At 53.7% G+C, this 22150-nt stretch carries 18 protein-coding genes and 1 tRNA gene; 4 read left to right on the top strand and 15 right to left on the bottom strand.

From position 1 onward, the window contains the following. Positions 1-26: 26 nt before the first annotated feature. Both CSC3H3_RS09380 and CSC3H3_RS09385 read right to left on the bottom strand, forming a co-directional pair. Positions 27-1022, bottom strand: coding sequence for a histidine phosphatase family protein (locus CSC3H3_RS09380; RefSeq protein WP_172963411.1), 996 nt, complete (start codon positions 1020-1022; stop codon positions 27-29). Positions 1023-1381: 359 nt separating this feature from the next. Further along, the gene (locus tag CSC3H3_RS09385; RefSeq protein WP_101284665.1) at positions 1382-1804 is read right to left on the bottom strand and encodes a YchJ family protein; all 423 of its coding nucleotides are present in this window, start codon (positions 1802-1804) and stop codon (positions 1382-1384) included. Positions 1805-2375: 571 nt separating this feature from the next. Here CSC3H3_RS09385 and rpoH point away from each other — a divergent pair. Further along, entirely contained in the window at positions 2376-3245 is an 870-nt protein-coding gene (gene rpoH / locus CSC3H3_RS09390) for an RNA polymerase sigma factor RpoH (protein WP_101265736.1), read from the top strand. Between the two features lie 109 nt (positions 3246-3354). Here the strand turns inward: rpoH and CSC3H3_RS09395 are convergent, their stop codons facing one another. Continuing rightward, positions 3355-3807 (bottom strand): NUDIX hydrolase, encoded by a 453-nt coding sequence (locus CSC3H3_RS09395; RefSeq protein WP_101284666.1) that lies wholly within the window; start codon positions 3805-3807, stop codon positions 3355-3357. After that, on the bottom strand, positions 3808-4071 hold the full coding sequence (locus CSC3H3_RS09400; RefSeq protein ID WP_101265732.1) for a hypothetical protein: 264 nt from the start codon (positions 4069-4071) through the stop codon (positions 3808-3810). Positions 4072-4267: 196 nt separating this feature from the next. On the opposite strand from CSC3H3_RS09400, the gene CSC3H3_RS09405 reads away from it, so the two are divergent. Next, on the top strand, positions 4268-5110 hold the full coding sequence (locus CSC3H3_RS09405; RefSeq protein WP_101284667.1) for a DUF502 domain-containing protein: 843 nt from the start codon (positions 4268-4270) through the stop codon (positions 5108-5110). Between the two features lie 100 nt (positions 5111-5210). Here the strand turns inward: CSC3H3_RS09405 and recG are convergent, their stop codons facing one another. Further along, positions 5211-7298 (bottom strand): ATP-dependent DNA helicase RecG, encoded by a 2088-nt coding sequence (recG, locus tag CSC3H3_RS09410; RefSeq protein WP_101265728.1) that lies wholly within the window; start codon positions 7296-7298, stop codon positions 5211-5213. Positions 7299-7532: 234 nt separating this feature from the next. On the opposite strand from recG, the gene CSC3H3_RS09415 reads away from it, so the two are divergent. Together CSC3H3_RS09415 and mfd are read left to right on the top strand one after the other, a co-directional pair. Next, positions 7533-7805, top strand: coding sequence for an FAD assembly factor SdhE (locus tag CSC3H3_RS09415; RefSeq protein ID WP_101265726.1), 273 nt, complete (start codon positions 7533-7535; stop codon positions 7803-7805). Between the two features lie 7 nt (positions 7806-7812). Beyond that, on the top strand, positions 7813-11310 hold the full coding sequence (gene mfd / locus CSC3H3_RS09420) for a transcription-repair coupling factor (protein ID WP_101284668.1): 3498 nt from the start codon (positions 7813-7815) through the stop codon (positions 11308-11310). Positions 11311-11467: 157 nt separating this feature from the next. Here the strand turns inward: mfd and CSC3H3_RS09425 are convergent, their stop codons facing one another. From CSC3H3_RS09425 to CSC3H3_RS09470, 10 genes are all read right to left on the bottom strand, one after another. Further along, the gene (locus CSC3H3_RS09425) at positions 11468-12133 is read right to left on the bottom strand and encodes a DsbA family oxidoreductase (protein WP_101284669.1); all 666 of its coding nucleotides are present in this window, start codon (positions 12131-12133) and stop codon (positions 11468-11470) included. A 40-nt stretch (positions 12134-12173) separates the two neighbouring features. After that, positions 12174-13523, bottom strand: a complete 1350-nt coding sequence (locus tag CSC3H3_RS09430) for a phosphopentomutase (RefSeq protein ID WP_245881354.1) — start codon at positions 13521-13523, stop codon at positions 12174-12176. After that, the gene (deoC, locus tag CSC3H3_RS09435) at positions 13483-14316 is read right to left on the bottom strand and encodes a deoxyribose-phosphate aldolase (protein WP_101284671.1); all 834 of its coding nucleotides are present in this window, start codon (positions 14314-14316) and stop codon (positions 13483-13485) included. Before deoC ends, CSC3H3_RS09430 begins: the two co-directional genes overlap by 41 nt. A 275-nt stretch (positions 14317-14591) precedes the next feature. Continuing rightward, positions 14592-15731, bottom strand: coding sequence for a succinylglutamate desuccinylase/aspartoacylase family protein (locus tag CSC3H3_RS09440; protein ID WP_101284672.1), 1140 nt, complete (start codon positions 15729-15731; stop codon positions 14592-14594). Positions 15732-15799: 68 nt separating this feature from the next. Continuing rightward, entirely contained in the window at positions 15800-17992 is a 2193-nt protein-coding gene (locus CSC3H3_RS09445; RefSeq protein WP_101284673.1) for a methyl-accepting chemotaxis protein, read from the bottom strand. Between the two features lie 72 nt (positions 17993-18064). After that, complete coding sequence (locus CSC3H3_RS09450) at positions 18065-18811, bottom strand: ABC transporter permease (RefSeq protein WP_101284674.1); 747 nt, start codon at positions 18809-18811, stop codon at positions 18065-18067. Between the two features lie 2 nt (positions 18812-18813). Continuing rightward, positions 18814-19506 carry an ABC transporter permease gene (locus CSC3H3_RS09455; protein ID WP_101265712.1) on the bottom strand — a complete coding sequence of 231 codons (693 nt, stop codon included), beginning with the start codon at positions 19504-19506 and terminating at the stop codon, positions 18814-18816. A 90-nt stretch (positions 19507-19596) separates the two neighbouring features. Continuing rightward, on the bottom strand, positions 19597-20394 hold the full coding sequence (locus tag CSC3H3_RS09460) for a transporter substrate-binding domain-containing protein (RefSeq protein WP_101265711.1): 798 nt from the start codon (positions 20392-20394) through the stop codon (positions 19597-19599). 85 nt (positions 20395-20479) lie between these two features. Then, positions 20480-21253, bottom strand: coding sequence for an ABC transporter ATP-binding protein (locus CSC3H3_RS09465; protein WP_101265709.1), 774 nt, complete (start codon positions 21251-21253; stop codon positions 20480-20482). 695 nt (positions 21254-21948) lie between these two features. After that, a tRNA-Ser gene (locus CSC3H3_RS09470) sits at positions 21949-22038 on the bottom strand. Positions 22039-22150 lie beyond the last annotated feature (112 nt).

Consider the following 22150-nt stretch of genomic DNA (forward strand, 5'->3'; position numbering starts at 1 on the left):
CCGGCTGCCCATTTTTGGGGCAGACGTTAGGACGCTTGGTCCTGAAGGGCGTTTTCCCGAAAGGTCTTTAAAATTTTGCGAAGGCCTTCTTCCTTGACCATTTCAATCGCGCGCGACAGATCAATCCATTCCCGGCCACGATGGGATTCCTCCCATTCGGCATCGGGCAGCAAATCCTCGACCTTCATGGCAAAAACCTCGACATCGCAGCGCGACCCCCATTTCTGATAATGGTAGCTGCCAATGGCTGGTTCTGTTGCCGATCCCATGCAACCTGCTTCTTCGCGGGCTTCTTTTATTGCGCTTTCAACAGCGCTTAAACCAGGGTCGATGGCGCCTTTGGGAATGACAAAATGCTTGCCGCCACTTGAAAGCGTCATCAGGATTTCAATGTCATCCCCGGTTTGCTCGTTCTTGCGATTACGGTACGGGATCACCGATGATTGCCGGTAAAAATAGGCCGGGCGCTTGCGCCGCTCCGTGCCGTTTTTATCGGGCCAGGGAAAATCCTGTGCGACATTGGCCGCATCAACCTGCTGCAGGATATGGCCCGATGAAGGGCTCAGATCCGACCAGCTATCGGTCGTTTCAATCATGATCATGGATGCCGGCTTTAGCGACGGAAACATCCGCTTTTTACGCAGATCAGCCCCTGCGATCAGTGCGGGCAGGGCGCTGACGCCGGGATTATGCCCCACTAGCACGACATGCTGGATGTCCTCATCAAGCCCTTGCAGGGCACTTAAAAGAGCATGTGCATCGGCATTATAAAGGGTCCGATCCTGGGTGATGGCGGGCTTGATGCCCGGAAACAGAATTTTATGGAGCTTTTCAGCCGAATGCAGCGTGCGCTGTGCTGGCGATGCCATGATCAGGTCAGGGTAAAGGCCCTGTTTTTCAAGAAACGCGCCGATACGCTGCACATTCAGTTTGCCGTCTTCCGTCAATGGCCGATGAAAATCGCCCCGGGCATCGTAGGTGACTGTTTCACCGTGCCGCAAAAGGGTGATCAAACGTTTCATGCCATTGTCCTTGAATAATGAATTATATCTGGTCCGGTTTGCGGGAAACCGGTTATCTGATGCTTCAAATTTATATGGGAAGATGCAAAACCGATAAAAGGCAGACCATTTGCCGCACAGGGCCATTTCCACAAACAATCCGCCGTGGCGCCGTATTGCACATAACGCTTACGGAATCCATGAAATTTTTATGACGTTAGGTGGTGCCACAACATGTCACTATGTTTCAGCCATTTAACGGCAGATTGTTGGTTAAAGGCGTGCTTTTCCCTATTCTATGCAAGGGGAATAATGTGCCTGTCTGGCGCGGCGTGAATGGGCCTAAAAAAGTAGCACGCTTGCACAGTTATTTGGGGGCGTTAGCCTGGAAATTCACCGTCAACATAAAGCCATTTGCCATTCTGGCGAATGAAACGCGATTTTTCGTGATGGGCGCCATCGCGGCCTTTTTCACGAAACCGGGCAATAAATTCGACATATCCAGTCTGATCAAAAAGTCCACCGGCCTCGGTGCTGACAATCTCAAGGCCGGTCCATTGCGTTTTTTGCCGGGTAATGCTTTTGGCGTCATAGTTCCCGGCATTTTCCGCTGGCACCGTATCGGCCAGATAGGCGGCATTGCCAAAAACAAAGGCGCAATAGCGCGACCGCATCAATTGCTCCGCCGTGGCCGGGCGTTTGGCCCCTGCATGAAACGGCCCACAACAGGTGCCATAGGTCTTGTTGCTGCCACACGGGCAGGGCACAAATGGATCGGCCTTTGGGAACGGGACAAGCGACATATCAGGGCATCCGGTGTTGGTGGCAGGGGGCGGAAAATCATGGAACCTGCAGGGCCTCACAGCGTTGTGAACATAGAGTGATTGCATAGGAAAGCAAATTGCCTTTTTTTCGCCTTATATCGTTTCTACCGTGACTTTGCGGGAAACGTTTATATCCGAGTGTATCAGTCGGATATGTTCGATAAAGGGCTGATATTCGGTCCGAATATGACGTCAGGATTTACGTTTTTATCTTGACGAATTTAGTCGGATTTAGATATATTGGCTTTAAAGCGGGTGGGGGCCCATTAGGCACCGCCGGATTTTAGTCCGGCCAGGTTTGGCGGACGTAATGTCGATTTGCTTCAGAGTAAGGATGAGACGCACCATGAGTATGACTTTTTGCCTTAGGCGTCCTCTAGCATAGGCGTTTTAACGAAATGGCACTTTTCGCGCTCCATCGCATGACAGCCATTTCTGCCTATGACGTGTTTTATTTGCACATTTCCGAGGTTGCGTAGTTTTTCCGGTAGTAAGACGTCCGACATGCGACGGTTCCGGTACGCGTTGACCTCTCAGGAGGACAAAAGCCATGAGCACCCTTAAATTGCCTGCCGTACCCCAGGATGACGGCTTTTCAGGATATCTTCGCCAGGTATGGAAATTCCCGATGCTGACCGCAGACGAGGAATATATGCTGGCACGTCGTTATGTCGAACATGAAGACACCGACGCCGCGCATAAGATGGTTACCAGTCATTTGCGCCTAGTTGCGAAAATCGCATTTGGTTATCGTGGTTACGGCTTGCCGCTGCCCGATCTGGTTGCCGAAGGCAATACCGGCCTGATGCGCGCGGTCCAGAAATTTGATCCGGAAAAAGGTTTCCGTCTTTCGACCTACGCCATGTGGTGGATCCGCGCTGCTGTGACGGAATACATCCTTCATAGCTGGTCGATGGTGAAACTGGGCACGATGGCAGCACAGAAGAAACTGTTCTTCAGCCTGCGCAAAGCCAAAAAGCAGCTTAACATTTATGATAATGGCGAGCTGACCCCGGAACAGGCCGGCGAGGTTGCCCAGCGTCTTGGTGTGACCGATCAGGAAGCACTGGATATGAATCGTCGTCTGGCGGCCCGTGACTTCTCGCTCAATACGCCGATGCCCAAAGACGAAGGTATGGAGTATCTCGATACTCTGGCATCTGATGCACCGTCGCCCGAAGCTTTGGTTGCAGATTCCGAAGAACGGACCCTGCATAACGGCATGTTGAAAAATGCCTTGGGCGAATTGCCTGACCGTGAACGTGAAATCATCATGGCCCGTTTTCTTAGCGATGATCCGATCACGCTGGAAAAACTGGGTGAACGCTTTGGTGTCAGCCGTGAACGTGTCCGTCAGCTTGAAGCCCGTGCTTTCAAGAAGTTACAGGAATCTGTTCTGACACAACATCAGGCAGCATAACCGGAAATTTACGGTTATCGCACAAGAATCAAGGGTGGCAGTTTTGCCACCCTTTTTCTTTTGCCCACTGTTTGGGGCTGCATTTATCGCAGCGGATCGGACTGTGTGGTTAATGTCCACGCAGCTTGCGGGATTTTTCTATCACCTGCCGTGTAACCGGCCACAGGTTGTAATCGCCCAGTGTATCGGGATCAGCCCAAATCGCTTCACTGGCATCATCACCTGGTATCGGTATCGTGGTTTCGCTGTTTGCATCAGCACTGAAATCAAGCAACGTATAGTGATAGCGCGGCTTGCCATTGGCACCACCCGGCATGATCAGGTCCACAATTTCCAGAAATTCAATATTGGTAATGCGAATGCCGGTTTCCTCCAGCACCTCGCGCTGCACTGTCTGCTGCACGGTTTCGCCCAGTTCCTGCGCGCCGCCTGGCAGGCTCCATTCCCCCGCGCGGGGCGGTTTCCCCCGGCGGATCAATAAAACCCTGCCATCATGCCACACAACCGCCCCAACACCGATCATCGGGTGTTTGGGGTTCTCCCGTTCTGCTGAACCTGTCATTTACTGGTCGCTATCTTCGTCTTCGCTATCGGGATCAGGAAGGTCGCTTACGATTTTGCCCGTCATTTCATGGGCCTGAATAACCGTTCGGCCCAAAAACTGTTCTTCGGACTGCGGGCGCAGCGACATGACAAAATCGGGCGCGGGCGCGCTTGCAGCGGCAAAAGACCGGGCTGTTTCGTAATCTTCGGCGCGCACATTGGCCGTGCTGACGCGAACGGCACCATTGTCATCGTAAATATATTCAACAATCCAGACCTGCAAAACGGATCCTTTTCTTCGGCGGCTTTTTGTTTGGTTGCGCTGCAAAAGCGCTTACTGCTATCACTGTTCTAAAGAGGGATGCTGTGACGTTGATCAAATCGGGGAATGGCTGTCGCAGCAATGCCATATTTTTTCGGGCAGACTTAAAGACATATTTGCAGTGTGTTACCGCACTACAACCTATCAAAGGTGATAAATGAACGCCAAGCGTGATGATGCTCCCGACCACAATAATGGTGCGCCAACGCCGCCTTTGCCCTCGCTAGGCATTTTGGGGCGGTTGCGGACCTATTTTTTAACGGGCATTCTCGTCAGTGCGCCGCTGGCAATAACCTTTGGTCTCGCCTGGTGGTTTATCGAATTTGTCGATGGATCGGTCATGCCACTGATCCCGGCCAAATATAACCCCGAAATTTACCTGCCCGACGCCTATCAAAGTTATGGCATTCCCGGTTTCGGGGTGCTGGTCGTTGTGATCGTGATCACCCTGGTGGGCTGGCTGACAACCAACTTTGCCGGTCGCGCGCTGATCAAGGTTTACGAACGTATTCTTGGCCGTATTCCGGCCGTACGCAGCGTTTATGGGGCGATCAAGCAAATCCTGGAAACAGTGCTTGCCAACCAGTCAAATGCCTTTCGACAGGCTGTGTTGCTGGAATATCCGCGCCGTGGCATGTGGGCGATTGGCTTTATCACCGGTGAAACCAAAGGCGAGGTGCAAAACCTTACCGAAGATCGCGTGATCAATGTCTTTTTGCCGACAACACCAAATCCGACATCGGGCTTTTTGCTGTTTGTGCCCAAACGCGATGTCATTGTGCTCGATATGACGGTCGAGGAAGCCATTAAAATGGTCATGTCGGGTGGTATCGTCACCCCGGCGGACCGCCGCCCGAAAGACGTGCAGGAAAAGCCGGTTGTGTCGGCAAAAACCTACGAGGATGTTGATGTCCTGCGCGAAAAGGAAAACGTGCCTGTCCTGGTATCACGCCATGAACCTGGCACCGCACCGCAGGAAGCGGAAAAACAGGATTCCTGATTGCGGCAAAACGGCCGTTCAGCAAAATTCGTATTCGAAAAGGCAAAGGGCAGGGGAAATTCCTGCCCTTTTTCATGATTACTGCATGGCATTAATTGCATCAGCCAGAGCGGAAATAACGCACGGCTTCATCACGTTCGAACAAATACAATAACAATCGCAATGACTGGCCGCGCTCTGTTTGTAAGTCGGGGTCGCGCTCTACAATCAGGCGGGCATCGTCGCGTGCAATGGCCAAAAGGTCACCATGCAAATCAAGGCTCGCCAGGCGATAGGCCTGCAATCCGCTTTGCCGGGTCCCCAAAACTTCACCCGCACCACGCAGGCGCAAATCTTCCTCGGCGATGACAAAGCCATCTTCGGTTTCGCGCATGATTTTAAGCCGTGCCTTGGAAATCTCACCAAGGGGCGATCCATAAAGCAGCAGGCAGGTTGATGCACCGCTGCCGCGCCCAATGCGCCCGCGTAACTGGTGCAACTGTGCCAGGCCAAAACGTTCGGCATGTTCAATCACCATAACCGTGGCTTCGGGCACATTCACCCCAACCTCGATCACGGTGGTTGCCACCAGAATGGACAAATCGCCATGGGCAAACCTGTCCATGACCTCGTCCTTTTCCTTGCCCTTCATCTTGCCATGAACCAAGCCAACACGCCCTTCGCCAAACTGGTCCACAAGGATCCGGTGGCGTTCTTCGGCTGCCTGCAGGTCGATGATTTCAGAATCCTCAACCAATGGGCAAACCCAGTAAATTTTCGCCCCCTGGCGCATTGCCCGACCAATGCCTGCGGCAACATCTTCAACCTTGTCGATGGGCAAAACACGGGTATCAACTGGCTGGCGCCCCGGTGGCTTTTCATCCAGCCGTGAAACTTCCATATCGCCAAAGGCGGTCAGGGTCAGGGTGCGGGGAATGGGTGTTGCCGTCATCACCAGCACATCAACCGCGGTGCCCTTGGCAGCCAGCATCAGGCGCTGATGCACACCAAAGCGGTGCTGTTCATCAACCACGGCAAAGGCCAGGTCATGAAAGGCAACACTTTCCTGAAACAGGGCATGGGTGCCAACGGCAACGGCAAATTCACCATTTGCCAACCCATCAAGAATTTTCTGTTTGGCTTTGCCCTTGTCTCGCCCGGTTAAAAGGGTACAGGTGATGCCGATTTTTTCCAGCATCGGGGCGATGGTTTCATAATGCTGGCGGGCCAAAATTTCGGTTGGGGCCATCAGGGCCGCCTGTCGGCCTGTTTCAACGGCATTAAGCATCGCCATCAGGGCGACAACCGTTTTACCCGACCCAACATCGCCCTGGAGCAGGCGTAACATGCGCCCGGTACTGGCCATATCATCGTTAATATCATCAAGGGCGCGCCTTTGCGCCCCGGTCAGGGCAAATGGCAACTGCCGGCCCAGCATATTGCGCAGGCGACCATCCCCCTGAATGGATCGTCCGCCCAGCTTTTTCATCTTCGCCCGGATCAGGGTCAAGGCCAGCTGGTTTGCCAGTAATTCGTCATAGGCCAGTCTGGCCCGTGCAGTATGGTCCGGCAACAGGTCGCTTTCATTTTCAGGCTTGTGAACCTGAAAAAGTGCAGTTTTGAAATCCGGCCAGTTATGGCGTTTCTGAAGGGCGCTATCATGCCATTCCGGCAGGTCCGGCACATGGCCCAATGCCGCCTGTATGGCCTTGGTCAGGGTTTTGCCGGTAACACCGGCGGCCATCGGGTAAACCGGTTCGACGGTTTGGATGCTTTCGCGTTCCGCCTCGGTGCCGATGCGGTCGGGATGGGTGATCTGGTATTCGCCGCGATAATGGTCGATCTTGCCCGAAATGATGCGCTTTTCACCTTCGGGCAGCATGTCATTAAGGTACTTTGCCCTGGCGTTGAAAAACACCAGGGTTACAAACCCGTCTTCGGTGCGGCACACAACCCGATAGGGGCGCCGGCGATCCGGGGCGGGTTCGTGGCGTTCCACTAACACATCCAGGGTTACAATGGTTCCATCAATGGTTTCCGCCAGCGGCGGGGAAAACCGCCGGTCAATCAGCCCGGAAGGCAAATGCCACAGCAAATCCACCAGATGTTCGCCACCAATCAGCCGTTCCACCAGCGGTTTTAACCGCGGGCCAATGCCGGGCAGGCTGTTGATTTCGGCAAAAAGCGGAAACAGGATTTCGGGACGCATCGGCTTTTGACTTGCAACTCAAAAATGGAACATTATAAGAACAAAGGCTTGTTTCTGTTCGGTATACAGCATATTTTCACGCTCGCAACCATCGAGTTGTCATCTGTGGGCAAATCCGTTGCTGCGCAGCATGGACCAAATTTTGATTTTGCCGTACAACGCTTGCCATTGCCGGACAGCGCCATAGTGCCATATGTGGGCAGGCGCGCAAACAGTGACAGGAGAACAGGGCCCATGACCGACCACGACAACGAACTGGAATTGCGGCGCAAGAAATTGCAGTTCCGTGGCGCCCATCGCGGAACCAAGGAAAACGATATTCTGATTGGCCGTTTCATGGATGCCCATCTGGCGACCCTGAATGCCCGTCAGCTTGACGAATTCGAAGCCCTGATTGTCGAAGTTCCCGATGCCGATTTTTTCAAATGGGCCACCGGCAAGGAAAAGGCACCGCCAGCCTATGATACCGAGGTACTGGCCATGATCAACGCCCTTAGCAACGCCTGATAAAGCATTGAATAAAATCAACGATATTGTCGCGCGCCTTGATCGCGTCCGCCTTGGTGGCGTCCCGGAAGGATACGACGCGCTGTTGCTGCGTGAAATTTTGGATGCGGCCAAAGGCAGCCGCACCATTTTGCATGTCGCACGCGATGACAAGCGCATGGCCCAGATGGCCGAAGGGCTGCAGTTTTTTGCCGGCGAGGTAGAGGTTCTGACATTCCCCGCGTGGGACTGCCTGCCTTATGACCGCGTATCGCCCATTGCCGATGTGACGGCAAAGCGCGTTGAAACGCTGACTGTCCTTGCCGATAAAACCCACAAGGTTGGCGAGTTTGGCCGCATCGTGCTGACAACGGCTGCCGCTGTCATGCAACGCGTGCCTATGGTCGATGTGATGGAAAAGGGCAAACTGACCCTGACCACCGACCAGGAATATCCCCGCACCGAGCTGACCGCCTATTTCGAGCGTATGGGTTATGGCCGCGCCGAACAGGTGATGGAACCGGGTGATTATGCGGTACGCGGCGATATCGTTGATATTTTTGCACCGGGGATGAAAGAACCGGTACGTCTGGACTTTTTTGGCGACGAAATTGAAAGCATCCGCCGCTTCGACGTTGAAAGCCAGCGCACGGTGGGGCGGGTCAATTCGGTGTCATTGTTGCCTGTTGGCGAAATCTATCTTGATGCCGATACCATTTCCCTGTTTCGCAGCAAATATCGCGAACTGTTTGGCAATGTATCGCAATCTGATCCGCTGTATGAATCCATCAGTGCCGGCCTGAAATATGGTGGGATGGAACACTGGCTACCGTTGTTCCATGACGGGCTTGATACCCTGTTTACCTATATGCCCGATACGATTGTCAGCCTGGATCACCAGGTGGACGAAGCCGTTGATAATCGCCTTGAAATGATCGACGATTATTATCAGGCGCGCCAGAACATCAAGGGTGGCGGCCTTTCGGGCGATAGCGTTTATAAACCTGTACCGCCCGAACGCCTGTATCTGGACCGCGCGGAGCTTGCCCGCAATCTAGCCGGGCGGCTGGTGCTGGATTTGTCGCCCTATGTCGAAGAAGAAAACGCCGAACGCGGCATTTTTGACATGGGAGCGCGCAAAGGCCGGGATTTTGGCGATATTCGCGCCCGGGCCGATGTAAACCTTTATGACGAATTACGCGATTTCATTTCGGCCCAGCGCGGAAAGGATCACAAGGTCGTCATTGCATCCTATTCCGATGGTTCGCGCGACCGCATGGTATCGCTTTTGCGCGAACATGGCGTTGGCAAGGTTGTTAATGCCGAATGTTGGGAAGATATCACCAATGATCTTGGTAGCGAACATTGCGCTGTTGTGATCCTGGATATCGAACATGGCTTTCGCCGCGAAGGCCTGTGGTTTTTAACCGAACAGGATATTCTGGGCGACCGTATGAGCCGCCCCGGCGGACGCCGCCGCAAGGCCGAAAATTTCCTGCGTGAAGCATCGGAAATTGCAGAAGGCGACCTGGTTGTTCATATCGAACACGGGATTGGCCGCTACCTTGGCCTGATGACGGTGACTGCCGGGGGCGCCCCGCATGACTGTTTGCAGCTTGAGTATGATGGCGGCGACAAGCTTTTTGTTCCGGTCGAAAATATCGAAGTACTTTCTCGTTATGGTTCGGACGAGGGGCTTTCGATCCTTGACCGGTTAGGTGGTGCTGCCTGGCAGGCCAGAAAGGCCAAGCTGCGCGAACGTATTCGCGATATGGCCGATAAGCTGATCAAGGTTGCAGCTGCCCGCCATTTGCGCAAGGGCGAGGCAATGACCGTGCCCGAAGGCGCCTATGATGAATTCTGTGCCCGGTTCCCCTTTACCGAGACCGAGGACCAGGCCCGCGCCATTCACGATACCCTTGGCGATCTGACGGCGGGCAAGCCGATGGATCGTCTGGTATGTGGCGATGTGGGTTTTGGCAAAACCGAAGTTGCCCTGCGGGCGGCCTTTGCCGCAGTCATGTCGGGCAAGCAGGTTGCCGTTGTTGCGCCAACAACCCTTTTGTGCCGCCAGCATTACCTTAACTTCAAGGAACGCTTTAACGACCTGCCGGTACGCGTTGAACAGCTTTCACGTTTGGTTACTGGCAAGAATGCAAAACTGGTCAAGGACAACCTTGAAAGCGGGCATGTCGATATTGTGTGTGGCACGCATGCGCTTTTGGGGCAGGGCGTTAAATTCAACGACCTTGGCCTTCTGATTGTCGATGAAGAGCAGCATTTTGGCGTCAAACATAAGGAACGGCTGAAAGAGCTTAAAACCGATGTGCATGTGTTAACGCTGACGGCAACGCCGATCCCGCGTACGCTGCAACTGGCCTTGACCGGGGTCAAGGAACTGTCGATCATTGCAACGCCACCCGTCGACCGGCTGGCTGTTCGCACCTATATCACGCCCTATGACCCGGTCGTTATCCGTGAAGCGATTTTGCGCGAACGTCATCGTGGCGGCCAGATTTTCTATGTCTGCCCGCGGGTTTCCGATATCAGCCGGGTTGCCAAGGAACTTGAAACGTTAGTACCCGAAATCAAGTTTGATGTGGCGCACGGGCAAATGGGCGCGCGTGACCTTGAACAGGTCATGACCGATTTTGTCGAACGTAAATTTGATTTGCTGCTGGCAACCAACATTATTGAATCGGGCATTGATGTGCCCAACGCCAATACCATGATCCTGCATCGTGCCGATATGTTTGGTCTGGCGCAGCTTTATCAGTTGCGCGGGCGTATTGGCCGGTCCAAACAGCGGGCTTATGCCTATCTGACGCTGCCAAATGGTAAAAAGCTGACGGCCACGGCAATGAAACGCCTGGAAGTCATGCAAACCCTTGATAGCCTGGGCGCTGGCTTTAACCTGGCATCCCACGACCTGGATATTCGCGGGGCAGGGAACCTGCTGGGTGAAGAACAGTCCGGCCATATCAAGGAAGTCGGGATCGAGCTTTATCAGCAAATGATCGAAGAAGCCGTGGCCGAAGCCAAAGGCGAGATCGAGGATGCCGCCGATAGCGGATTTGTCCCGCAAATCAATATCGGTATGCCGGTCCTGATCCCTGATCGCTACGTGCCCGATCTTGGTGTGCGTCTTGGTCTTTATCGCCGTCTTTCGGAATTGCGCACGCGCGAGGAAGTTGACCAGTTTGGCGCGGAAATGATCGACCGGTTCGGCAAACTGCCCAAAGAGGTTGAAAACCTTCTTGATGTGGTCACGATCAAGCTGTGGTGCCGGGCATCGAATATTGAAAAACTGGATGCCGGGCCGAAAGGCGCATTGATCACGCTGCATAACAATGAATTCCCCAATCCGGCTGGCTTGATTGGCTTTATCCAGCAGCAGGTTGGTGTGGCCCGCCTGCGCCCGGATCATAAAATTGTCTATACCGCCAGCTGGGATGGACCAACCGACCGGTTGGAAGGTGTCAAACGCCTGATGCGGCGCCTGTCAGACATCGCATCGAAAACGTGATTTTTTGAATGATCCGGGGGATTGCGAAGGCATTATTGCTTTTGCAATCCTCCATATCGGGGTTATCCAAATTTGTCTCGGAATATACAAAAATGGCGGCACCACAGGGTGTCGCCGTTTTCGTTTTTGCAGTCATGCTAAACGCCAATGAAGGTGCCTATTGCGGCATCAGGCTGTCTTCCTGCCGGGCAAGGCGGATCATACGCTGTAAAATGCCCGGTTCCTGTGCGCCCGAAAGGGCGTGACGGCCATTAAACAGGAAACAGGGCACACCGCTGACACCCAGTTGATGGGCAAGGCGACTTTCCTGAATGACAAATTCATGATCCATGTCGCCATGCAGGTAATCAATGATTTCGCTGCGATCTGCGCCGTGAGAAACGGCAATTTCTACCAGAATGTCCCGGTCGCCAATATCCTGCCCATCCAGAAAATAGGCCGCAAAGATATCTTCGATCAGGTCGCTGCCAATATCGGGGTTTTCCGCACACATTTTGTAAATCAGGCGATGTGACTGGGTGGAATCCGGTGTAACGCGGATGGCATCAAAATTGAAATTGATGCCCACACTGGCCCCAGCCGCGGCGATGGATTTGTAAACACGGTTGGCACTGTCCATGCCGCCAAATTTGGTCGACAAATACCATTGCCGGTCAACCCCGCCTTCGGGAATATCGGGGTTCAGTAAAAAGGGCCGCCATTGAATGGCAAAGCCAGAAAGCGCCTCGCTTTTCAGTGCTTTTTCCAGCCGTTTTTTGCCGATATAGCACCACGGACATACAGTATCGACAATCACTTCGATGCGCATGGCGGAAAGCTGCATGACCGTGATCCTTTATTCAGATGTTGATTAACGTCCAGCCTTAACCGTGCAGGAATGACGTGCCGTGATCAAGGCTGATGCCCAAATGATCGGCAACTGTCTGGCCGATATCGGCAAAGGTATCGCGCCCGCCAATGGGGCCGGGCGCAATGGCCGGACCAAATGCCAGAATGGGCACGACTTCGCGGGTGTGGTCATTGCCCCGCCAGGTCGGGTCACAGCCATGATCGGCGGTGATAATCACCAGATCGCCGGGTTTCAGGGCCGCGCGCAATTCAGGCAGGCGGGCGTCAAATTCTTCAAGGGCGTTGGCATAACCCTGCACATCGCGGCGATGGCCAAATTCCATGTCAAAATCGACCAGGTTGGTGAAAACCAGGCTGTTGTCGGGGGCCTGTTCTATTTCCCCCATCATGGCATCAAACAGGGCCATGTTGCCTGCGGCCTTGACCTTTTTGCTGATACCGCGCTGGGCATAGATATCGGCGATTTTACCCACCGAGATTACCTTGCCGCCGGCCTTGGTGAAAATATCAAGCAGGGTCGGGTGGGGCGGCGGCACGGCAAGGTCACGGCGATTGGCCGTGCGTTTGAAATCAGCCGGAGAAGAGCCAACAAAGGGCCGGGCAATGACGCGGCCGATATTATACGGCTCGACCAGAGTGAAAGCGGTTTCACAAACTTCCATCAACCGGTCCAGACCAAAATGGTCTTCGTGGGCGGCAATCTGAAACACGCTATCGGCCGAAGTATAACAAATCGGCTTGCCGCTACGGATATGTTCTTCGCCAAGACGGGCAATGATTTCGGTGCCCGATGCATGGCAATTACCCAGAATACCGGGAATGCCGGTACGCTTGATAAGCTCGTCAGTCAGTTCCGCCGGAAAGGTCGGGACTTCGGCGGGGAAATAGCCCCAGTCAAAATCGACCGGTACGCCAGCAATTTCCCAATGGCCGCTGGGGGTGTCCTTGCCACGGGAAACTTCGCGGGCAAAGCCATAGGCCCCGATGATTGCGCCACCGTGTTCCAGCCCCGGAGGGATATGCCCGCTAACGTCACGTGCTGCCTCGCCAAGGCCAAGTGCCGTCATATTGGGCACATTAAGCGGGCCTTTGCGAAAATCGGTATCGGCCTGGCCTTTGGCACATAATTCGGCAATGTGGCCCAGTGTATCGGAACCGGCATCACCAAACTTTGCGGCATCCGGGGCGGCACCGATCCCAAAGCTGTCGGCAACAATCAAAATGGCGCGTGCCATGGAAAATCCTTTCGTGGTCGTCACACGGGCAGGGAAGAATAACAGCACATTATGGCCGCCTGCCATTGCCCAAAGATAGGCATTAAATTCAGTAGTTGCCAGCGCCAGACGGGGTGTTGCTGTCGCCAAAACCACATGTTTTCAATAGGTCGGTCAAAACGCTGCTGGCGCCAAAGCGGAATGTGGCCGGTGTGGCCCAGTCAGCCCCCATCATATGATCGGCAATGGCCAGATAAAGGGCGGCATCCTGCGTGTTGCGAACCCCGCCCGATGCCTTGAAACCGCAATCCAGGTTTTGTTCGGCCTTGGCATCGCGAATGGCAGCAATCATGGCGATGGCTGCCTCGGGTGTTGCGCCGGTCGCAACTTTTCCGGTCGAAGTTTTGACGAAATTGGCACCATTGGAAATGGCAAGACGCGCGGCATCATAAATCGCCTTTGCGTCAGGATATTCACCGGTTTCAAGAATAACCTTCAAGGTCATGAACGGGCCGCACGCCTGCCGGGTGGCGGCAATGACCTCGGCGCTACCATCATGGTCACCGGCGAGAAAGGCCTGATAGGGCATGACAAGGTCAACTTCATCGGCGCCGGCGGCAACAGCATCGGCGGTTTCATCGGCAACACGCTGGGCGGCTTTATCGCCCTTGGGGAAGTTCACGACGGTCGCGGTTTTGATGCCGCTTTTGCCCAGTGTTTTCCACGATGTTTCAATAAAGGGAGCGTAAACACAAATCGCTGCCGTATTGCCTGCCGGGGTTTGCGCCCGCTGGCACAGGGCTTCGATCTTTTCGATGGTATTATCATCATTCAGGCTGGTTAGGTCGAGAACAGAGATCGCGCGCTTGGCGGATGCTTCGTTCGCGATGGCAAGTTTAGTTGCCGTTTCAATGATTTCCGGAATGGTGTTGATGTCGAACATTATCGCTGCCCTGTATTGTGCTTTATCCTGACAGGGCAGCGTGCCTGTGTGCCCTGCAAATCATTTGTTGGTGCTATCGCGCGAAAACGCATGGGTTAATAGACGGTGCTTTCGTGCGATTCCCTTCACCTTATACCGGATACTGCGTAAGGTTTCATAACCGTAATTTCATGGCACCACACAGACCTGAAGACAGCTTCTGGCACCCTATAGAAAGGCCCGGGATCAGTGATGATGCCCGGGCCAATGACTATTCAGATCGTGGTTAGCGCAGCTTAGCGTGCGGTAAGCAGATTGCCGGTTTTGCCCGGCAAAACATTTGCCCCTGCGACCGAGCATAAAAGCCCGCCTGGCACAACCAGACGCCCGCCAACCCGGGCATACATGAAGCCATCGGTACGGCTGCTAAACGGTGTTTTTTCACCTGTTTCGGTATCAAGGACATAACCCAGCTCCTGACCAGCCTTTACGTGGCTGCCGGGCTTGGCGGAAAAAACAATCATGCCGCCATGGGTCGCCGTGACACGGTCAACCCCGGCAAGCGGCGTTGCATCACATTTTGCCTCGGGGAGCGGGCCTGGATCACCGGCAATGACACCCCGGCGCTGCAAAAAGGCAAACAGATTGGCCGCATCTTCGGTGGCATAATGGTCGTATACGTCCTGTTCGCCGCGCAGTTCAACCGTGGTGGCAAGGGTCGCCATTGGAATGGGGAATTTATCGCCAAATTCGCGGCGCAACACCACCCACGGGCGGCTGAATGCCTCGTCAAACGGGTTGTCGCCAGACTCTTCGGCAATCAGGCAGGCGCCGGCACCCAGCTGTGCATTCAGATCGGCAGCATCAGGCCAGCTTGAATCACTGGTATAAAGGTGCATCGCCGCTTCCCAGTCACAATGAAGGTCCAGGACCAGATCGGCATCAATGGCAAGTTCTGCCAGGGAAAAACGCAGATCCTGCAAATCCGTCATCGGGCCGGAGGCTGCACGGCGTTCCTTGATCAGGCGGCGTAGTTCGGTGCGGATCAGTGCGACGTTTTCATCGGCATTCTGGCCCAGCTTGCCATCAAGTGCGGTGATCAGTTCATCACACAGATCGGGATAATGGCGATTGAAGTTCTGTCCGGTGCGCATTTCAAAGCGGCCCAGCGGCTTCATGTCGACATATTGAGTAAAGCCGATGGGGTTGGCGAAGGGCACAACAACCACTTCACCAATGATATCACCTTTCGCTTCGGCCTCGGCCAGTAGCTTTTCCAGATGATGAAGAACCAGAACACCGGGCAGTTCATCTGCGTGCAGGGCAGCCTGGAAATAGGCCTTGGGGCCTTTGCCAGGCGTGCCATAGGTGCGAACGGTCAGGGCACGCTGGGTGCCCATCTGGGGGCGAAGAAGTTCAATGCGCTTTTGCTGCATTTCATACCTTTGGGTTTCAGGGCATCTGTCGGTGGCGCCGACGGATTTGCTAATGGTTAAAAGGGGCGTTAGTCGCGCCGCACACCCGAGAGGAAGCCATCAACAGCAGATTTAAGAGAATTTCCCTGCTGGCTGAGTTCGTCGGACACACGGGTAACTTCGCGTGATGCAAGGTCTGATTCCTGCGATGCCTTGGCAACGCCGTCAATCGAAGAAATAACCGACTGTGTCCCGCGTGCAGCCGAACTTGCACTTTGCGAGATTTCGGCCGTTGCACTGCCTTGTTGCTCGATCGCAGTCGAAATACTGGCCGTCAACACACTGAGTTCGCCAATCGTGCGGGTGATGGTTTCAATCGCTTTCACAGCCTCGGCTGTTTCACCCTGGACTTCGGCAATCTGGCGGCTGATTTCTTCGGTTGCCTTGGCGGTTTGTGATGACAGGTTTTTCACTTCACCTGCCACAACGGCAAAACCTTTGCCCGCATCGCCTGCACGGGCAGCCTCGATGGTGGCATTCAGTGCCAGCAAATTGGTCTGTTCGGCAATACCGCTGATCATGGCAACGATTTCACCAATTTTACTGACGGACTGATCAAGGTCCAAAATCTTGTTATTGGCGGCTTCGGCCTCGTTTACGGCCTCTTCGGATTTGTTAAGTGCCGTGGCAGAACTACGGCCAATTTCATCAATCGAGGATGAAAGTTCGGTCGTGGCCGTTGAAACGGTTGTCACATCATCCGATGCACTTTGTGAATGCCCAAGGGCATCACTACCTAGGGTGCGGGTTTTCTCAGCCGCCGTTTTCATCGATTGCCCGGCATGGTCAAGATGCCCCATCGAGGCATTGAGTTTTGCCAGAATATCGGTGATTTCACTTTCAAATTTCTCGGTAAGGCTTTGAAGGCGCCGGCTATGCTCTAGCTGCTCGGCTTTCTTTTCCTCTTCCTTGCGGCGCATGTTGCGCCGTTCCTGGATGTTGCGTTTGAAGATGGCCAGGGCCCGGGCGAATTCGCCAATTTCGTCGGTACGCTCGGTCGAGGGGATTTCGGCAGACAAGTCATCATCGGCCAGGCGCACCATGGTCGCACGCACATCGTCAAGCTGGCGGATAACACGACGGACAATAAACTGGCCGACAAGCCCGATCACCACCAGAATGGCGATGGCGCGCATAATCATGGAATTTCGCAAATTCGCGACAGGTGCCATGATTTCGCTGACGCGGGCTTCGGCGATCATTGCCCAGGTATTGTTGCCATATTGAATGGGCTGATAGGCGGCAACCTTTTCAATATTTTCGCCGTCACGATAGGTCATAACGCCACTTTCGCCTGCCAGGGCGGCGGTAACCGGTGCTGTTTTGTGAAGGACAGTAAGAACGGCCTGTGCATTATCGCCAGCGCCATTCATCTGCCGGTCAACCGTGCGCAAAAGCTGATCGGGGCCAACAAGATAGATCGATCCGGTATCGCCCAGACCCGCCGGGTCGGCGGTGACTTCGTTAATTTCGGTAACCGGTTCTTCGACCACCAGATAACCGCGAATGTCTGATTTATCCGCAACAATTGGCGCAACAACAAAACGCGAAATCAGGTTGGGCACGTTACGAACAAAATCGCCAAAGGCAACCGGGGTGCCAGCGGGGTCGGCCATCACCTGTTTCATCAGGCTTGAAAGTGCCGGATAGGGAAAATCCCCATCATTGATGTTTTTGGCAAATTCATCACGTTTATTCACGGAATAGATGACATCTCCCGTCAGTGAAACCAGCATCAACGAACGATACTGGCGTTCGGTTGCAATACCGCGCAAATCAACATGAAAACGGTTGTGATAGCGGGTATAGGGCGTGCGTTCTTCGGGTTTGGTCAGCTCGGCGCGCTGATCGGCCGGGTTCGGATTTTCATCAATGAACAAACGGCGCAGGTTTTTGGCACCGCCATCGCCCTCCAATGCCCAGCCAGATGCGAAGCTGTCATTTGCTTCCTTGATCTGCAGGCTGTTGGCAAGGCGCTCTACCGACTGGTTTTCAACATTTAACAGGCGGTTTAGCGTGGATGTGCGGGCATCAAGCAGGGCAGTCAGCTTATCGGCCGAAAGATTCCGGATATCGTTGGAGGCCAGCCAGTAATCGGCGGCACCAAGAACCAAAATGGAAATCAGGGAACTGATGGCAACAAGCAAAGGCAGCTTGACGGCCAGACGCATGTTTTTTTTAGGCGAACGCGCGGCAGTGCCAGCGGCGGATGAACGCGGCATGATCGTCGAAAACCTTTAAAGTTGCGACCGGTGGGTAGGACACCGGTCGCAATAGATGTGGAACAGATAGGGTCAGGCCTGGGCGCCGATTTTAACGGATGGCTTTTTGTTAGCCTGACGTACTTCGTTGCGGCGCAGATATTTTTCAACGCCTTTAAAGCCGAAGGTCAGCACATATACGATGATGAGGTATATGATCCCGGCCGAAATGAATGCCTCGTAAGGCAGGGCGGTGCGGGCAACAATTTTGCGTGCTGCACCGGTCAGTTCCATCATGGTCACAGTCGAAGCAAGCGATGTTGCCTTAAGCGTGAAAATGACGTCGTTGGTATAGGCCGGCCAGATGATTTGCCACATACGCGGGAATATGATGCGGCGATAGGTGGTCGCCGGTGTCATGCCGCAGGCCCGGGCGGCTTCAATTTCACCGCTGGGGACGTTGTTGATACCGCCGCGCATGATTTCTGCAACATAGGCCGCCGTATTCAGCACAAAGGTAAACAGGCAATACCAGTAAGGATCACGCAGATAGGACCACATCCAGCTATCCTGAATGCCATCGATATTGGCGATCAACTGCCCAACGCCGTAATACATCATGAAAAGCTGGGCGATTAACGGCGTGCCACGAAAGACATAGATAAAACTGAAGGGCACGGCCTGAACCCAGACCTTTTTGGATGTTCGGCAGATTGCCAGTGGGATGGCAAGCGCACTTCCAAAAATTACCGAAATCAACAGAAGCTGCAATGTCAGGCCAAGGCCCTGAATCAGCCAGCTATGGTATTTGCCAAGAACATATATCAGATCTTCAAACATGATTATGCCCTCGCAATCCCGCGGTTGGCCCGCTTTTCAAGACGGTTGAACGCAAAAAGCGAAACCGTGGTGAAGGCCAGGAACATCAGCATTGCCACCAGATAGAAGGTGAACGGGGCTTTTTCCGTTCCCGCACCAACCGCTGCCTTGCGCAGGATTTCTTCAACGCCAACCACTGAAATCAGCGCGGTATCCTTGATCAATACCTGAAACAGGTTATTGAGGCCGGGCAGGGCAAACCGCCAGAGTTGCGGCAATTTGATACGATAGAAAATCTGCACGGGTGTCATGCCGGTGGCAACGGCAGCTTCGATCTGGCCTTTGGGAATGGCCAGCATGGCAGCACGAAATACCTCGGATGCAAAGGCCCCTTGAACCAGGGCAAGGGCGGCAACACCGGACCAGAAAGCCGGGATATCAACACGGGCGGCTTCGCCGCTGATCATTTCAGCGATTTTCTGAACCGCAATCGTGCCGCCAAAATAGATAAGCAAAATCACCAGAAGTTCGGGAATGCCACGAATAATAACCGTATAGCTTTCGCCGATAACGCGCAGGGCTTTATAACGCGACAGTTTTGCCGATGCCCCTAACAGGCCGATAACAATCATAAAAGGCAGAACAGTCAGGCACAGTTGAATGGTGACCAGACCACCATACAACATCTGATCGCTACGCCCATATAAATCAAACATGTTCTCTCCCGCATGCCTTGATGTCGGTTAAAACGGTCCGACAATAAGGGAAGGGCGACACCATGGTGTCGCCCTCTGTTTCCTAGCCGATCACCGCGGATGCAGGTTGATGGTTTCGAAATATTTCTTGTTCAGCTTTTCGTAAGAACCGTTAGCCAGCATTTCTGCCAGGGCTTTGTTGAACAGTTCTTTCAGGTCCTGGTCTTCCTTGCGGATACCAATGCCTGCGCCTTCGCCAAACCATTCAACCGGTGCGAAAGTGTCGGAAACGAAGCTATAGCCTTTGCCTGCATCAGAATTAACCCATTCCAGCAGCACGCCGGAATCAGCCAGCGTTGCGTCAATGCGGCCAGCCGTCAGGTCGAGCAGGGCATTGTCCTGGGTGTCATACATGCGGATTTCGGCATTCGGGAAGTTGTCTTCCAGGAAGTTTGCGTGCGTGGTTGAACGCTGCACACCGATGACCATGCCATCAAGTGCGTCTTCCATGACTTTACCGTCTTTGTAGGCTTCGATTTTCATGCCGTCTTTACCAACGAAGACTGCCGGTGTGGTGCAGTAATAGTTGGTGAAGTCGATGGAGCGCTTGCGCTCTTCAGTGATCGACATCTGAGCGATGATCGCGTCAAATTTCTTTGCCAGAAGGCCCGGAATGATGCCGTCCCAGTCCTGGGCGACGATTTCACATTCAACGCCTGCGGTTTTGCAGAGTTCTTTGGTGAAATCGACATCAAAACCCTGCAGGTTGCCGTCTTTGTCGACGAAGTTGAACGGAGGATATGCACCTTCCGTGGCAACGACGACCTTGTCCCAGGCGGCACTTGCTGCAGATGCGCTAAGTGCAATACCGACAGCTGCAGCCGCAGCAGCCTTGATCCAGTTCTTCATTCATAGTCTCCCTTGTTGTAACGGGAAGGCAGCTTATGCCACATCTTCCCTGTCCGGTCCGCCACCGCTGACCGGAACGTCCTGATCAGAAATCGCGCTGAAGGAATTGTTTCATGCGTTCCGATTTTGGATTCTCGAAAACCTCTTTCGGGTCCCCGGATTCTTCGACAAGCCCCTGATGGAGGAACATGACCTTGTTAGACACACCCTTGGCAAAACCCATTTCATGGGTCACCACCAGCATGGTCCGGCCTTCTTCGGCCAGATCGGTCATAACCTTGAGCACTTCACCCACCAGTTCCGGGTCAAGTGCCGAGGTCGGTTCGTCAAACAGCATCACCTCTGGCTCGATGGCGAGCGCGCGGGCAATGGCTGCACGCTGCTGCTGACCACCGGAAATATGACCGGGGTAATAATCGCGACGTTCATACATGCCGACCTTTTGCAAAAGGGCGTCTGCGCGTTCGATAGCCTGTTTGCGGGGAACACCCAGAACATGGACCGGTGCTTCGATCACGTTCTCAAGGATGGTAAGGTGGCTCCAGAGATTGAAGCTCTGGAAAACCATGGCAAGCTTCGTGCGGATGCGCTGAAGCTGTTTTTTGTCTGCGGCTTCCTGGCTGCCATCGGCCAGCGCACGCATTTTGATCAGCTCGCCATGAACATAGACATGGCCGGAATTGGGCGTTTCAAGAAGATTAATGCACCGCAGGAAGGTACTTTTACCAGAACCGGAAGACCCAATAATGGAAATGACGTCCCCGGTATTGGCGGTCAGATCAATGCCTTTGAGCACTTCGTGATCACCAAAACTCTTATGCATCCCCTCAACTTTAAGGGCGGGTGTTGCTGTGCTCATAACGATAAAAAGAGCCCCCTGTTTGTATTTTTCGTCTTGATATGACGTTTGAAAAAGGGGAGTCCGGCAGCCCGACTGCCATTTGATGATTCCCCCGAATATCATTTTGCCCGCCAATAATGGCGCGTGATGCGCCCGTATTTCTACTGATTTTTTACATATCTATGAAGAAAATGCTCTAACCCGCACGATATGCCGCCCTGCTTTGCCGGTTTTGGCAAAGATTCTGCCGCTATACGTGTTTTTGCGCAATAAAGTGTCTGCCTAGATTGAGGGCAGCGCGAATCACTGGTTAAAACGTAACCAAAATCGCCTTTGGAAAGATTCGCATTCAGGCTGCCTGAATATGCTTGCCCCGGCTTAGGGAGGGAGGGGCATATACGTATGCCAGTTGTGCGGATAAGCCCAAGTGAACCAGGCATGAGGTTTTGAACTGCGGATACTATTATAGTCGTCAGACAGCGCGAAGTGTGGTGCCATCAGGCCCAGACTGATAGGTAATGCGCAGATATGGAGAAAGGCATTCGTCGCAGGATGATTCTGAGAAGAGGAATTGCCGTGTTATGTGCGAAAATTTGCCTGCATGTATCCCAATTTTAGGAAATACAGACGGTTCAAACAGGAAATTCCGTTAAGAAAGACCACCTAAGCAATTGAAATTGCATTTTTTTATTTGCGGATTGCTTTTGGGGAAGTGGCGGAGAGACAGGGATTCGAACCCTGGGTACCCGTAAAGGCACGCCGGTTTTCAAGACCGGTGCATTCAACCACTCTGCCATCTCTCCGCAATGTGGTCGTCTTTGGTGCGGCCATTCAATAAGGGCAGGGAGGCGTGCTGTCAATATATGTTATTGGGTTGGCAGCCGATAAAATTTCACGTCTTTTTCCCGGCTTGAT

This window comes from Thalassospira marina, from assembly GCF_002844375.1.
GTDB classification, from domain to species: Bacteria; Pseudomonadota; Alphaproteobacteria; order Rhodospirillales; family Thalassospiraceae; genus Thalassospira; species Thalassospira marina.

Excerpts from the sequence above, each read along its gene's own strand:
- CSC3H3_RS09395 (WP_101284666.1), bottom strand. The coding sequence starts at position 3,807 with ATGACAGGTTCAGCAGAACGGGAGAACCCCAAACACCCGATGATCGGT.
- deoC (WP_101284671.1), bottom strand. The coding sequence starts at position 14,316 with ATGTTCGACATCAACACCATTCCGGAAATCATTGAAACGGCAACTAAA.
- CSC3H3_RS09405 (WP_101284667.1), top strand. The coding sequence starts at position 4,268 with ATGAACGCCAAGCGTGATGATGCTCCCGACCACAATAATGGTGCGCCA.
- recG (WP_101265728.1), bottom strand. The coding sequence starts at position 7,298 with ATGCGTCCCGAAATCCTGTTTCCGCTTTTTGCCGAAATCAACAGCCTG.
- CSC3H3_RS09460 (WP_101265711.1), bottom strand. The coding sequence starts at position 20,394 with ATGAAGAACTGGATCAAGGCTGCTGCGGCTGCAGCTGTCGGTATTGCA.
- rpoH (WP_101265736.1), top strand. The coding sequence starts at position 2,376 with ATGAGCACCCTTAAATTGCCTGCCGTACCCCAGGATGACGGCTTTTCA.
- CSC3H3_RS09450 (WP_101284674.1), bottom strand. The coding sequence starts at position 18,811 with ATGTTTGAAGATCTGATATATGTTCTTGGCAAATACCATAGCTGGCTG.
- CSC3H3_RS09385 (WP_101284665.1), bottom strand. The coding sequence starts at position 1,804 with ATGTCGCTTGTCCCGTTCCCAAAGGCCGATCCATTTGTGCCCTGCCCG.
- CSC3H3_RS09380 (WP_172963411.1), bottom strand. The coding sequence starts at position 1,022 with ATGAAACGTTTGATCACCCTTTTGCGGCACGGTGAAACAGTCACCTAC.
- CSC3H3_RS09415 (WP_101265726.1), top strand. The coding sequence starts at position 7,533 with ATGACCGACCACGACAACGAACTGGAATTGCGGCGCAAGAAATTGCAG.
- CSC3H3_RS09440 (WP_101284672.1), bottom strand. The coding sequence starts at position 15,731 with ATGCAGCAAAAGCGCATTGAACTTCTTCGCCCCCAGATGGGCACCCAG.
- CSC3H3_RS09455 (WP_101265712.1), bottom strand. The coding sequence starts at position 19,506 with ATGTTTGATTTATATGGGCGTAGCGATCAGATGTTGTATGGTGGTCTG.
- CSC3H3_RS09445 (WP_101284673.1), bottom strand. The coding sequence starts at position 17,992 with ATGCCGCGTTCATCCGCCGCTGGCACTGCCGCGCGTTCGCCTAAAAAA.
- CSC3H3_RS09425 (WP_101284669.1), bottom strand. The coding sequence starts at position 12,133 with ATGCAGCTTTCCGCCATGCGCATCGAAGTGATTGTCGATACTGTATGT.
- CSC3H3_RS09465 (WP_101265709.1), bottom strand. The coding sequence starts at position 21,253 with ATGAGCACAGCAACACCCGCCCTTAAAGTTGAGGGGATGCATAAGAGT.